At 39.6% G+C, this 14545-nt stretch carries 13 protein-coding genes; 11 read left to right on the top strand and 2 right to left on the bottom strand.

All coding sequences use genetic code 11. From position 1 onward, the window contains the following. The first annotated feature begins 15 nt into the window (after positions 1 to 15). From NXS00_RS19045 to NXS00_RS19020, 6 genes are all read left to right on the top strand, one after another. Positions 16 to 777: a phosphosulfolactate synthase gene (locus tag NXS00_RS19045; RefSeq protein WP_258100852.1), complete on the top strand. Its 762-nt coding sequence runs from the start codon at positions 16 to 18 to the stop codon at positions 775 to 777. Then, positions 774 to 1679: a DUF368 domain-containing protein gene (locus tag NXS00_RS19040; RefSeq protein ID WP_258100851.1), complete on the top strand. Its 906-nt coding sequence runs from the start codon at positions 774 to 776 to the stop codon at positions 1677 to 1679. The genes NXS00_RS19045 and NXS00_RS19040 overlap by 4 nt, the downstream gene beginning before the upstream one ends. 91 nt (positions 1680 to 1770) lie before the next feature. Further along, complete coding sequence (locus NXS00_RS19035; protein ID WP_308709480.1) at positions 1771 to 2517, top strand: shikimate dehydrogenase family protein; 747 nt, start codon at positions 1771 to 1773, stop codon at positions 2515 to 2517. Positions 2518 to 2523: 6 nt separating this feature from the next. Beyond that, entirely contained in the window at positions 2524 to 4545 is a 2022-nt protein-coding gene (gene uvrB, locus NXS00_RS19030; RefSeq protein WP_258100850.1) for an excinuclease ABC subunit UvrB, read from the top strand. Between the two features lie 5 nt (positions 4546 to 4550). Next, positions 4551 to 5339 carry a hypothetical protein gene (locus tag NXS00_RS19025; RefSeq protein WP_258100849.1) on the top strand — a complete coding sequence of 263 codons (789 nt, stop codon included), beginning with the start codon at positions 4551 to 4553 and terminating at the stop codon, positions 5337 to 5339. A gap of 49 nt (positions 5340 to 5388) precedes the next feature. Next, a complete protein-coding gene (locus tag NXS00_RS19020) occupies positions 5389 to 6450 on the top strand; it encodes a VOC family protein (RefSeq protein ID WP_258100848.1) in 1062 nt (353 codons plus the stop codon). Here the strand turns inward: NXS00_RS19020 and NXS00_RS19015 are convergent. Then, positions 6447 to 7010: a SiaB family protein kinase gene (locus NXS00_RS19015; protein WP_258100847.1), complete on the bottom strand. Its 564-nt coding sequence runs from the start codon at positions 7008 to 7010 to the stop codon at positions 6447 to 6449. The genes NXS00_RS19020 and NXS00_RS19015 overlap by 4 nt on opposite strands. A 409-nt stretch (positions 7011 to 7419) precedes the next feature. Next, on the bottom strand, positions 7420 to 8979 hold the full coding sequence (locus NXS00_RS19010; protein ID WP_258100846.1) for a hypothetical protein: 1560 nt from the start codon (positions 8977 to 8979) through the stop codon (positions 7420 to 7422). Positions 8980 to 9136: 157 nt separating this feature from the next. Here NXS00_RS19010 and leuC point away from each other — a divergent pair, with 157 nt between their 5' ends. From leuC to NXS00_RS18985, 5 genes are all read left to right on the top strand, one after another. Beyond that, positions 9137 to 10534: a 3-isopropylmalate dehydratase large subunit gene (gene leuC, locus NXS00_RS19005; protein ID WP_258100845.1), complete on the top strand. Its 1398-nt coding sequence runs from the start codon at positions 9137 to 9139 to the stop codon at positions 10532 to 10534. Continuing rightward, entirely contained in the window at positions 10534 to 11124 is a 591-nt protein-coding gene (gene leuD / locus NXS00_RS19000; RefSeq protein ID WP_258100844.1) for a 3-isopropylmalate dehydratase small subunit, read from the top strand. The genes leuC and leuD overlap by 1 nt, the downstream gene beginning before the upstream one ends. Before the next feature lie 6 nt (positions 11125 to 11130). Then, positions 11131 to 12225: a 3-isopropylmalate dehydrogenase gene (gene leuB, locus NXS00_RS18995; protein WP_258100843.1), complete on the top strand. Its 1095-nt coding sequence runs from the start codon at positions 11131 to 11133 to the stop codon at positions 12223 to 12225. An 11-nt stretch (positions 12226 to 12236) separates the two neighbouring features. After that, on the top strand, positions 12237 to 13757 hold the full coding sequence (locus NXS00_RS18990; protein WP_258100842.1) for a 2-isopropylmalate synthase: 1521 nt from the start codon (positions 12237 to 12239) through the stop codon (positions 13755 to 13757). An 83-nt stretch (positions 13758 to 13840) separates the two neighbouring features. After that, complete coding sequence (locus NXS00_RS18985; protein WP_258100841.1) at positions 13841 to 14515, top strand: DUF2461 domain-containing protein; 675 nt, start codon at positions 13841 to 13843, stop codon at positions 14513 to 14515. Positions 14516 to 14545 lie beyond the last annotated feature (30 nt).

The following is a 14545-nucleotide window of genomic DNA, read 5'->3' as shown; positions in this document are numbered from 1 at the left end:
GATTTACGACGTTCTATGAATTATCATCTAAATCAAATTCCCGAAAGGACTGTCAAGCCAAGAAACACAGGTTTTACCATGGTAATGGACAAAGGCCTGAGTACAAGAGAGGTTGAAGACATGCTTGAGGTTTCGGGTGACTATATCGATATTGTGAAACTTGGGTGGGCTACATCCTTTGTGACCAAAAACCTGAAAAAGAAGCTGGAGGTTTATAAGGCTAATGGGATTCCAGTATATCTGGGAGGGACATTGTTTGAAGCCTTCATTGCCAGAGAACAGTTTGAAGATTATCAGAAAGTTCTGGATCAGTTCAGTTTGGAATATGCTGAAGTATCTGATGGTAGTTTGGTGATGGATCACGATAAAAAATGTGAATACATCAATACCTTATCAAAACAAGTAACTGTACTTTCTGAAGTAGGGTCTAAGGATGCTGCTAAAATCATTCCTCCATATAAATGGATTGAGCAAATGCAGACAGAGTTGGATGCAGGTGCATGGAAAGTAATCGGTGAAGCTAGAGAAAGCGGAAACGTTGGTCTTTTCAGGGATTCAGGTGAAGTTCGTCAGGGTCTTGTAGAAGAGATTTTAACGAAGATTCCAGAAGAAAAAATTCTTTGGGAAGCTCCGCAGAAAGCGCAGCAAGTATGGTTTATTAAATTGATAGGTTCCAACGTAAACCTTGGAAATATTGCTCCAAATGAAGTGATTCCTCTGGAGACAATTCGTCTTGGATTGAGAGGAGATACATTCGATCATTTCTTAGATAAATGAACCAATATTTAAGTCTGTTCCTAAAGGGTCTGGCCATGGGAGCTGCTAACGTGATACCAGGTGTTTCAGGTGGTACTATAGCTTTCATCACAGGTATTTATCAAAGACTAATTGATGCGTTGAAATCTTTTGATCTCAACGCATTAAAACTTTTATTGAAAGGAGATTTCAAGGTTTTCGCACTGAAGACTGACTTGTATTTCCTAATCGCCATTTTTGCGGGGATTGCCATCAGCATCTTGAGTTTGGCTAAAGTATTGGAATATGCTTTTGTGAACTATGAAGTGTTGACCTTGGCATTCTTTTTTGGCTTAATCATTGCATCTATTCTTGGTGTTGGGAAGCAGATTTCATCCTTCAATATATCGAATATCATGGCGTTATTGCTTGGTGTCGCTATTGCTGCTGGAATTGCCTTTTTACCACCTGCTGAAGCCAATGATTCGTTTATTTACTTAACCATTTGCGGAGCAGTAGCTATTTGTAGCATGATTTTGCCAGGCTTGTCTGGGAGTTATATTTTGCTTCTAATGGGTAATTATGTTCTGGTCATGCAAGCAATTGGTGACTTGAGTATTTCGATTTTAGCTCCTATAGCTATAGGCTGTATTTTAGGGCTGGTATTTTTTTCAAGATTGCTTTCATTTCTTTTTAAGAGTTATCAGGATTTCACCATTAGCATCCTTACAGGTTTTGTTGCTGGTTCTTTGGCTATTATCTGGCCCTGGAAAGAGACACAATACATGATTCTTGAAGGTGGAAAAGAAAAAGCGATAGGGTATGAATGGCAGTTGCCTGCAGTGGGTACTGAGTTCTATATTGCTATTGCTTTAATGATTGTTGGTTTCTTGCTTGTTTGGTTAATGGAGCGGTACGCTAACAAAGATCAATCAGCTATATAGTTCCTGGATTTCACAGGAATAACAATTCTCTTTTAATATATTTAGCCTTCTTTCGACACCCTACCACTGACGAATTAAATTAATTGGCTTTATGATGAAAAGATTTGGTCTTATTGGATTCCCGCTTGGGCATTCCTTCTCTAGAGGATATTTCAATGAAAAATTCCAACGCCTTGGGTTGAGTGACTGTAAATACGATCTTTTCGAATTAGAGTATCTCAAGGATTTTCCATCACTCTGGGAGAAATACCCTGATCTCATTGGTGTCAATGTAACCGTGCCTCATAAAGAGAATATTCGTCGTTTTTTAGATCGTCTAGATAGTAGCGCACATAAAGTTGAAGCTGTTAACGTGATCAAAAAGGAAGGAGATAAACTGATCGGCTACAACAGCGACTTTTATGGATTCAAGCAATCTGTGGTCAATTACTTTCAGGGGGAAGTGACAGTGAAGAAAGCCCTAATTCTTGGTGGAGGAGGAGCTTCTAAGGCTGTTGAGGCGGCTTTTCTTGATTTGGGGATTAAATATATGGTGGTTTCTCGTCAAAGAACCAAGGGAGATCTGGTGTATGCTGAACTTAAATCTGATCCGTCTTACATCGAGAAGGTAGATATGATTGTAAATACAACTCCGCTAGGGATGCACCCGAATATTGAAGGTAAGCCAGACATTCCTTATGATGCCATTCATGCGGAACAATACATTTACGATCTCGTTTACAATCCAGAGGAAACAGCATTCATGAAAGAAGGAAGGTTAAGAGGTGCTCGCACCAAAAATGGACTGGAAATGCTGCATCTACAGGCCGACCGAGCCTGGGAAATTTGGAACGCATAAGACTACATGGATTTTAAAATAAGTTCGGAATACGAACCAACAGGGGATCAGCCACGAGCAATAGCTCAACTAACGGAAGGTATTGGCAATGCAGAGCCTGCTCAAACTTTATTGGGTGTGACAGGTTCGGGTAAGACATTCACCATGGCCAATGTGATTCAAGAGGTACAAAAGCCTACTTTGATTCTGTGTCACAATAAAACATTGGCTGCTCAGCTTTATGGGGAGTTTAAGAGCTTTTTTCCTGACAATGCGGTAGAGTATTTCATTAGTTACTACGACTACTATCAGCCAGAAGCGTTTATCCCTACCACCAACTTATATATTGAAAAAGATCTTTCCATCAATGATGAGATAGAGAAGCTTCGATTAGCTGCTACTTCTTCACTTCTTTCCGGTAGAAGAGATGTGATTGTTGTTGCATCTGTTTCCTGTATCTATGGTATTGGAAACCCAGAAGAATTTGGCAAGAATGTTATCAAAGTTCAGGAAGGAGATTCTATTCCTAGAAGTCAATTTTTGTTCAATCTCGTAGATATCCTTTACAGTAGAACCGAGGCTGAATTTAAGCGTGGGACATTCCGGGTTAAAGGAGATACGGTTGATGTTTTTGTGGCGTATGCTGACTTTGCTTATCGCTTTATTTTCTGGGGAGATGAGATAGAAAACATTCAACGTATAAATCCTGAAACAGGTGAAAAGCTCTCTGAGGAGCGAATCATTACGATATTCCCAGCTAATCTGTTCGTAACCGGAAAGGATTTGCTGAATACAGCAATTCATGAAATTCAAGATGATCTGGTCGCTCAGGTTGGGTTCTTTGAGCAGGAACGGAGATTTCTAGAGGCGAAAAGATTAAAAGAGCGAACAGAGTTTGATCTGGAAATGATTCGTGAAATCGGCTATTGCTCAGGCGTAGAGAATTATTCTAGATACTTCGATCGAAGAACTCCAGGGGCGAGGCCTTTCTGTTTGTTGGATTACTTTCCGGATGATTTCTTGATGGTGATTGATGAGAGTCACGTGACAGTGCCTCAGGTTCGCGCCATGTGGGGTGGTGACCGTAGTAGAAAAGTGAATCTCGTTGATTATGGATTCCGACTTCCTTCAGCATTGGATAACCGACCATTGACGTTCAATGAATTCGAAGAGATGATCAATCAGGTGGTGTTCGTTAGTGCTACTCCTGGAGAATACGAATTAAGAAAGTCTGAAGGGGTTGTTGTGGAACAGTTGATTCGTCCTACTGGTTTACTTGATCCCATTATTGAAGTTCGTCCTAGCGTGAATCAGATTGATGATTTGATGGAGGAAATTCAACTTCGTGTAGAACGTGAGGAACGCGTTTTAGTGACTACTTTGACCAAGCGTATGGCAGAGGAGTTGACGAAATATCTGGTGAATGCTGGTGTTAAAACAAGATACATTCACTCAGAAGTGGATACGTTGGATCGTGTGGAAATCTTGCGAGAACTGCGATTAGGAGTGTTTGATGTATTAGTTGGTGTGAACTTACTAAGAGAAGGTCTCGATTTGCCAGAAGTATCTCTTGTGGCGATTATCGATGCAGATAAAGAAGGATTCCTTCGAAATGAACGTTCTCTGGTACAGACGATAGGTCGTGCAGCAAGAAATGAAAACGGAATGGTGATTATGTATGCCGATAAGATCACGGATTCCATGCAGAAGTCCATTGATGAAACCAATCGTAGAAGAGCGATTCAGGAAGCATACAATGAGGAACACGGCATTGTTCCTAGAACTGTTATTAAAAATCGTGAAGCAATTCTTGGTCAGACTTCAGCTGCAGATAAGAAAAAAGGAGCCAAGAAGTACTATACAGGAGAAGAGCAGGAAGCATCTGTTGCTGCTGATCCAGTTGTAGCATACATGAATAAGGATCAGTTAAAGAAACTGGCTGATGAAACACGTAAGAAGATGGAGAAAGCAGCTAAGGATCTTGACTTTATGGAAGCAGCTCGACTAAGAGACGAGATGATGGAAATAGAGAAAATGATGAAAGGGTAAAGGGAATGCTCAAGATCGCTGCTCACCTTTTGGTGATAGTAATTCTGACCGTTTTAACTCAACTAGGAGGCGTCCTTTATTTATTAATATATTTTATTTCTGGAAAGCTGAAGTTGTACTTATGGAAGCGCATGCTTCTGTTTTTAGGAGCTTATCTTCTTTTTGCAACCGTAATAATTCCTCACCTTGCTCCCGTTTTTGGTCGAAAACCACTACCACTGTCAGGAAACCTAAGTCCTGTTTCTTATTTGACATGCCTTTTGAATCGTCATTATGTTTCACCGGAATTGTATGATGTATTAGTTGATATGTCAGCTAATTATCACGAAGAATATGGTGTTTCTGTCAATTATTTGGATGCGAACTTTCCATTCTTTAATGGATTTCCGTTGATGCCACATTTGAGTCATAATGATGGTAAAAAGGTTGATTTGGCATTTAGTTACAATGATGCAGCTGGTCAAATGACTGAAGAAGTGCCTTCATGGATTGGTTATGGAATATATGATGAGCCGAAAGTTGGAGAGGTTGATTTTCCAGGGATTTGTGCTGAAAAGGGCTATTGGCAATATGGATTGTTGAAATGGATAATTCCAATAATTGAGGATTATGTAGTCGATGCTGGTAGAACTTCTTGGATCGTTACAGAAATTGCTCAATACGATGAGGTGTCCAAAATTTTCATTGAGCCACATTTAAAGGAGCGATGGGGATTTGCTAGTAATGACAAAGTTCGGTTCCACAGTTGTCGAGCTGTGCGTCATGATGATCATATTCATCTTCAGATCAAATAACGTTAAGAAGATTTTTCTTTTATTTTTGCCCACAATCAACTGATTTGATATGTACAAGCGCATAAATGGAATACAGCACATTGGTGTTGGAGTGTTAGATTCTGAAGTTTCTCAGAAATGGTATCGTAAATTTTTAGGAATGGACATTCGTATGTTTGATGGAGTAGCTCCTGCGCCATTGATGGATGTTTATACGCATAACGAAACGATCACCAAAAGGGCTTCAATGATTCTAAACCTTCAGGGCGGTTGTGCTATGGAAGTGGTGAATCCTACTTCATTCCAGCCTAAGAAGGTGGAGTTTGATGTGGAGCTAGGAGATATCGCTATCTATATCAATCAGGTAAAGACCAGAGATATTCAGAAAGCATTTGAATACTTCAAGGCAAATGGAGCAAAGTTGCTTTCTGATCTAGTGAAAATGCCTGATGGTTCCTCCACGTTTTATGTGGAAGACCCGAATGAGTTGATTTTCCAGATTGTAGAAGGTAGCAATTTTTACACTAATAGTAAACACGTTACAGGTGGACCTAATGGATGTGTGATTGGTGTAACTGATATTGATAATTCTAGAAAACTCTATTCTGATATTTTAGGTTACGATCAGGTCGTGTATGATCAAACGGCTGTATTTGAAGATTTTAAATCTCTGAAAGGTGGTGAGAAGAAATTCAGAAGAGTGCGTTTAACTCAGTCCAACCCTCCAGGCGGTGGTTTTGCTAAGGTTTCCGCTGATACCTATATTGAGTTGATTCAAGCTATAGATTACACACCAAAGAAAGTTTGGAAAGGAAGGATTTGGGGTGACGTAGGATTTGTGCACGTAGGAATGGATGTGCGTGGTATGAAAGGCCTTGGGCAGGATCTAGCAGATAAAGGCTTTGGTTTTACTTGCGACACTAAAGATACTTTGGATATGGGTGGAACCACGAGAGTTCATTGTACCTATATCGATGATCCAGACGGAATCTTGCTTGAGTTGATTGAAGTGTATAAAATTCCAATCATAGAAAAGCTAGGAATCTTCCTTGATGTGGAAAAACGAGATCCATTGAAGCCACTTCCGGACTTCATGTTAAAAGCTTTGAGATTTACTCGAATTAAGGATTAATTTTCAACAGATGCAGATCGTCTGCTGGATTTAGCTCCGGCAGATTGGTCTTTTGCAATTCTAGTCTCGAAGTAAAAGAATACGTGATCTTCATCCGCATCTTCAAATTCACAGTAAAGTTTCTCGCCAGACTTACGAGCAATATCAATAAATCCTAAGCCTGCAGTTCCTTTGTCAGAGAGTTCATTGCTGCTCAATGCTTTTTTGTATTCTTCACGAAGTTGCTCTTCATCCATTCCATTGATCATATTCAATTTCTTCTGGATGATTTCCTTCGTGCTTCTTTTAATCAGGTTTCTTGTGCCTATTTTGTAGAACTTCTCTAAAGATAGAACAATAACCATGTCCGAACTGCTGAAATCAGGATTCTTGATTCCATGGTAGCCGATGTTCTGGAAAACCTCAATAAATACATTGGTGATTTTTCTTCTTACCTTTCTGTCAGTTTCTAGATTGGTAACACTCTGTTCAAGAGCTTCTACAACTAATTCTATCAGCTCTTTGGTAATGGTTCCCTTATGAAGAAAGAGAATTTGGTCGGATTTCAAGTTAAGATTCATCAGCAAAAGTGTCTTACAGACGTAATGATCACATAAATGTAAATCAATTAATAATTAACCACAAAGAATAACGATCTGAAACTTAATTAGTTACTTATTATTATTTGATTTAAACTTTATATATTCAGATGGTGGAATAAAAAATGTTCTAGTAAGATATGCAGGGGGCAGTCAGGTCTTCAGGCAAAGTTCCGGACTAACTGAGGACTGACAAACACCCCCTGCAACACTACTACCTTAACTGTGTTAAGTAAGAATAATCTACGAGTTACTGTGATTAACTGCCAGAAGAAATCGATGAAAATTCCTCAAAATCAATGATTTAGGTTATTTCTCTAGAGGCTGTAGGTATATTGCTTAAGGAGAATAATTAAGCAAGTTTTGCTTTTGTATAAAGTGGAATACTTTGTCAGTCTGCGAGCATTTTTTTCTGTTTGACTTTAATTTTTGATTTGATTACATCTTCAACAGATCGGTTTTCTATTTTGCTCTCCAACCACGAAATGATATCAAAGTAAACAAACGCTCGCTTGTCATATTTGCTTTGTGATAATTCTATCAATTGATCTCTTAGTTTCTTAAATCGATCTATAAGTTGATTTGGTGTTATTTCTCGTGATAGGTTTTTAAGGAATTCAAGAATGTATTGCTGAAATGCGTGTAAGTCATCTTTTTTTAACAAGAAACGATAAGTAGATCGAATGTAGTAGTCAATAACATCTCGGTTGCCCAACTCATAATGAGTGATTAAGTTAATTATCCTGGCGAATGAATGCACATCTTCTCGAATGTCTTGATCCTCTGAGTTGATAATTCGATTGAGCCATTTGATGGATTTGCGATAGTTTCCATTGCCAAAATACAGGCAAGCGATTTTGTAGAATAGCACCAGTTCTGAGTGCTTGTCGATCATACCAATATAGCTTTCCAGCCTGGTTTCGATACGCTGAAGCATATTTACACCTTTGGAAAACTCACCTAACATGAAGTATCCATTAAACTGGTGAGCATAGCTATACTTGAACAATCTTATTTGGATGTTTTCATTGATGCCTATTAACCTGTGCTTGGCCAGGTCTCTTAAAACTTTATGTGTTTCGATGAATTCCTCAAACTTCATTAATCGTGATTGAGCATTCAATAATTGATTTAGACCTTTGATGTACATCTCAAAATAGAATGCTGAGTTGGGAGTTTGGTCAAACAGGTCTACCCATTTCTTCGCATAGTTGTAAACTTCCGTAAACTCTTGAATGAAACTGTAGTAGCTCAGTTGTATTTCGTACCAAAGGAGTTTTTCTCGAAATGAAAAGTCTTTGACATCCCATTCCGGTAATTGCTCATCAAAAATTCGTTGGATTCGATCTTTATCTTCTTTGCCTCGGATATAACCCGTTTTTAGATATATGGCATTAAGCTCAACCGCCAGGTTGGTAAGGATATTTACTCGTGATAAGCGTTCATTAATCGTATTAGCCTCTTCTACAATCTGATTAACTCGTTGAATATTATTCCTTCCGAGAGTGTAGGGAAGTAAGTTTTTCTCCCATTTCAATACTTCTAGTTGCAACTCCAGGTTGTCACTTTTTTTGATCGCCTTCTTCACTTTTTGAAGCAGTTGCATGCTCTGTTGGTAAAGGCTTCTGTCAAAAAGTATTTGAATATAATCGATCTGCTCTCGTATAAGGATGTCTTCGTTGGATGAAGAAGTATACTCCTTGAGACTGTGAAGTATTTTCTTGTAGAGGTGAGCCTTTAGGTTGCTGAATTGTTTTGGGTTGATCCAGCTATTTTTTTCAATGATTAATTCCTCATTGAATGACTCTTGCTCAGATAATGCATCGAATAACATTAAGTACTTCGAGTCTTCCTTCGATCCGTTGTTGTTTCTCACCTTGAAGTAGCGTTTTTCACTTTTCTTCATGGACTTGATAAGCGTGTATAAATGATCGGATCTGTCTTTAGACATAGTAGTTAAAATGTGGTACTGATGCTAATTTATTGATAATCTATCCAAATGGTTCTGTTAGGGATCGTAATTAAATTTTTATTAGGTTTTAGACTTCCTCTTCATACATCTAGATTACAGCACTGAAATAGAATAGAAAAAGACTCAGACGATTTTAATGGCGGGAAAGACACTTTTCGAGAAAGTTTGGGAATCACATGTGGTTTCATCCAAGCCGGGTTTTCCGGATGTCCTTTACATAGACAGACATTATATACACGAGGTTACTTCTCCTCAGGCCTTTGACGGGTTGAGAAAGAGAGGTTTACCTGTATTCAGACCAGAGCAAACTTCAGCTACTGCAGATCATAATGTTCCTACAATTAATCAGCACCTTCCGATCAAGGAAGAGTTGTCAAGATTTCAGGTGCAAAAGCTGCGTGAAAACTGTGCGGAGTTTGGTGTGGAACTATACGATTTAGGTCACGAGAAACAAGGTATAGTTCACGTGATCGGACCTGATTTGGGACTTACACAGCCTGGTATGACCATGGTTTGTGGTGATAGTCATACCTCTACTCACGGAGCTTTTGGAAGCATTGCTTTTGGAATAGGTACTTCACAGGTAGAGCAAGTACTTGCTACTCAATGTTTGCTTCAGGCAAAACCTAAGACTATGCGTATCGAAGTGAATGGGACGCTAGGAAAAGGAGTGGGAGCTAAGGATATCATTCTTTACATCATTACCCAGCTATCAGCGGCAGGTGGTACAGGATACTTTGTAGAGTATGCTGGTTCTGCGATTACTTCGCTATCTATGGAAGCAAGAATGACCATTTGTAATATGAGTATCGAAATGGGTGCTCGTGGTGGAATGATCGCTCCAGATGAAACGACTTTCGAATATGTAAAAGGAAGAGAGTTTGCTCCAAAAGGTGAAGCCTGGGAAAAAGCTGTTGCTTATTGGAAAACACTTCCAAGTGATGCCGATGCTGTATACGATAGAGTAGAAGTATTCAATGCGGAAGATATTGAGCCGTGGATCACTTATGGTACCAATCCAGGAATGGGAATGGGAGTTTCTCAATCTATTCCTGATGTAGCGATTGGTGGTACTGCTAAGGACATGACCAAAGCGTTAGCTTATATGGGCTTGGATCCTAATCAGGCATTGAAAGGAAAGAAAATAGATTATGTATTCATCGGAAGCTGTACCAACTCACGGATAGAAGACTTGAGAGAAGTAGCTGAATTTGTGAAAGACAAAAAGAAAGCTGATGGTGTGAATGTGTGGATTGTTCCTGGATCAAAAGGAGTGGAAGCACAGGCAATCGAAGAAGGATTGGATAAAGTCTTTACCTCTGCTGGTTTTGAACTTCGTCAGCCAGGATGCTCAGCATGTTTAGGAATGAATGAAGACAAGGTGCCTGCCGGGAAGTATTGTGTAAGTACTTCCAATAGGAACTTTGAAGGACGTCAGGGCCCCGGAGCCAGAACATTTTTGGTGAGTCCATTAATGGCAGCTGCAGCTGCAGTGACAGGTGAGATTTCGGACATTAGAGAAATGATTGCATAATGGGATTTACAACATTGAAAAGTACGGCAGTTCCATTGCCGATTGAAAATATAGATACAGACCAGATCATTCCAGCTCGTTTCCTAAAAGCGACAACTCGTGAAGGGTTTGGTGATAACTTATTCAGAGACTGGAGGTTTGATAGCAACGATCAGCCAAAAGCTGATTTTGTCTTGAACGACGATACCTTTAGTGGAAAAGTGTTAGTTGCTGGAAAGAACTTTGGTTGTGGTAGTAGCCGTGAGCATGCTGCCTGGGCAATCAAAGACTATGGATTCGCTGTAGTAGTGAGTAGCTTCTTCGCAGATATCTTCAAAGGTAATTCCTTGAATAATGGATTGCTTCCTGTGCAGGTATCTGAGCCATTTTTAGCAGAGCTAATGGAAACTGTAGAAAAAGATCCTGCAGCAGAGATTTCTGTAGATCTGGAAGCAGAAACCATCACGAATGTGTCTACAGGAAATTCTGAAACATTTGAAATCAACGCTTACAAGAAGATGTGTTTGATCAAAGGATACGATGATATCGACTACATCTTGAGCGGAAAGGCAGATATAGAGGCATTTGAGTCAAAACGAGTGACATTTTAAAGGACAATGGCAAATAAAAATATAGTAATACTAGGAGGAGACGGTATCGGACCGGAAGTGACAGCTTGGGGTAATGATGTTTTAAAAAATATCGCTGATGCTTTCGGTCATACCTTCTCTTTCCAAAATCATTTAATTGGGCATGCAGCTATCGAGGCAACTGGTAATCCATTGCCAGATGAGACACTTGATGCTTGTAAAGCAGCTGATGCCATACTTTTAGGAGCAGTAGGTCATCCGATGTATGACAATGACCCTTCAAAAAAGGTACGTCCAGAGCAAGGTCTATTGAAGATCAGAAAGTCTCTTGGTTTGTATACCAATATCCGTCCAATCCAGATTTTTGATGAGTTGGCTCATGCCAGCAGTATCAAGCCTGAGATATTGATGGGTTCAGATATTCTTTTCTTTAGAGAGCTGACAGGAGGAATCTACTTTGGTGAGCCTAGAGAAAGACAAGAAGATGGAGAAGTAGCAGTCGATACGATGCGTTACTCTAAAATGGAAGTTCGCAGAATTGCTGAGAAAGCATTTGATGCGGCAATGACCAGAAGAAAAATTCTTCATTCTATCGATAAAGCCAATGTATTGGAGTCATCCAGACTTTGGAGAGAGACTGTGAATGAAGTAGCAAAAGACTACCCTGAAGTTAAATTGGTTCATATGTTCATTGACAATGCAGCGATGCAGTTGATCAAAGATCCGAAGCAATTTGATGTAGTGGTTACTGGAAATATGTTTGGAGACATCCTGACTGATGAAGCATCTCAAATTGCTGGTTCATTAGGTATGCTAGCTTCTGCTTCTGTAGGAGATAGCGTAGGAATCTACGAGCCAATCCATGGATCTGCACCAGATATCGCAGGTCAGAACAAAGCAAACCCACTAGCAACTATACTTTCTACAGCATTGCTTTTAGATATTTCATTCGGAATGAAAGAAGAAAGTCAAGCTGTAATTGATGCAGTAGATGCTGTCTTAAAAGACGGCTTCAGAACTGCAGATATCGCAGAAAGCACAACACCTAAAGATAAAATATTGGGAACTGATGCCATTGGTCAGCAAGTCGTCGATCGAATCAAGGCAGCAGTCGCATCTTAAAACAAACAATCATGAGTGATAAAGTTTATGTATTTGACACCACATTGAGAGACGGGGAACAAGTCCCGGGCTGCCAGTTATCTACCCCTGAAAAGATCGAGATAGCGAAGGAGCTGGAACTTCTCGGAGTGGATATCATAGAAGCTGGATTCCCTATTTCCAGTCCTATGGATTTCAACTCGGTGATTGAAATTTCTAAGGCGGTATCAGAGCCAGTAATTTGTGCTTTGACTCGTTCTGTTGAAAAAGACATTGACTTTGCAGCGGATGCGTTGAAATACGCTAAGCGAAAAAGAATTCATACAGGAATCGGTTCTTCTGATTATCACATCAAATACAAGTTTAGAAGTGATAGAGAAAAGATTCTGGAAAGAGCGATCGCAGCTACCAAGTATGCGAAGAAATACGTGGAAGATGTAGAATTCTACTGCGAAGATGCTGGTAGAACAGAAAACGAATACCTCGCTCGAATGGTAGAAGCAGTAATTGCTGCTGGGGCGACAGTGGTTAACATTCCAGATACTACAGGCTATTGTCTTCCTGAAGAATATGGTGCGAAGATTAAGTACCTAAAAGAAAATGTAAAAGGAATTGATAAGGCGATCCTTTCTTGCCACTGCCACAATGATCTTGGGTTGGCTACAGCCAACACCATGGCTGGTGTACTGAATGGTGCTCGTCAGGTGGAAGTAACAATTAATGGTATCGGTGAGCGTGCTGGTAACACTTCCTTGGAGGAGGTAGCTATGATCATGAAGACTCACAAGGATATTGATGTGCACACCAATATCAATAGCAAACACATTTATGCATTGAGCTTATTGGTAAGCAAAATGATGCGTATGCCAGTGCAGCCGAACAAAGCAATCGTTGGAAGAAATGCATTCGCTCACTCTTCTGGTATTCATCAGGATGGTGTGATCAAGCACAGAGAAAGTTATGAAATCCTCGATCCTGAGGATGTAGGTATACCTCAGTCTTCAATCATTTTGACGGCTCGAAGTGGTAAAGCCGCTTTGAAATATCATTTGGATCGTTTGGGTTATAATTTGGATGAGAAGCGTGTAGAGGAAGTTTATGAAGAGTTCCTTAAAATGGCTGATCAGAAGAAAGATGTGACTGATGAAGATTTGATCGTATTGGTGGAAGGGTCTCTTCCAGAAGGTAGTATCAAATTGAAAAACGTTCAGATCATCTGTGGAGAGAATGTATTCCCATCGGCTACAGTGGAGCTTGAAGTGAATAATGAAGTACTTCATGCATCTGCTACTGGAACTGGATCTGTAGATGCTGCTTTCAGAGCGGTGGATCAAATTCTAGGAGATACATTTGATATGGACGAGTTCCTTGTTCAGTCTATGGGTAATAGAGATGACGATGGTAAAGTTCACCTGCGAGTTAAGTATGATGAGCAGCACTACATGGGATTCGGAGTACATAAAGACATGATTATTGCATCGGTAAAAGCGTATGTTGATGCAATCAATAAAATAGCGTCAGTCAAAAACAAAGCAATAAAGGCTAGCGCATAAGACAATTTGAATTATGGTTAACTTAATGAAAAGAGAGGTCTCTGTGAGGCCTCTTTTTTTGCTATAGACTTTATCTTCACATTATGAATCCAGCAATCAACCCGGAAATTTTCACTTTTCTCAAAGAGCTTCAGACAAACAACAATCGAGAGTGGTTTGATGCACAGAAACCACGGTATCAAACATTGTATGATGAGTTCAAGCACTTTCATGCTGCATTGATGGAGAAAATGAAAGCTCATGATCAGATTGAGAAAGGACGAGTTTACAGGATTTACAGAGATGTACGCTTCTCAAAAGATAAAACACCATATAAGGGATATTTGGCATTCAACTTCAAGCGTGCTACTCATTTTTTAAGAGGTGGATATTACTTTCAATTGGAGCCTGGAAATTCATTTTTGGCTGGAGGATTTTTTGGACCGAATGCCAAAGACTTGTTACATATCAGAAATCAAATAAGTCAATATCCTGATCCGATGTTTGAAATTCTAAACAGTGATGTTTTTAAAAACTATTTTGGGGAGTTACGAGGAGAGCGATTGAAGACTGCTCCTAAAGGATTTGAAAAAGATGATGAAGCAATAGAGGTTCTACGGCACAAGCAGTTTTACGTAGAACATGCTTTTTCTGATGAAGAAGTTTTGTCAGCAGGATTTATGGATCAACTAAATGAAGGATTCCAAAACCTTAGACCATTCTTTGATTATATGAGTGAGATCCTGACAACTGATCTCAATGGGGAGGAATTGATGTGATAGCCTCAAAACATCTGCGATTATCATAAG

The organism is Marinoscillum pacificum (assembly GCF_024714495.1).
GTDB classification, from domain to species: Bacteria; Bacteroidota; Bacteroidia; order Cytophagales; family Cyclobacteriaceae; genus Marinoscillum; species Marinoscillum pacificum.
The sequence above is the reverse complement of the archived record's forward strand: the minus strand, read 5'-3'. Positions and strand labels throughout refer to the sequence as shown.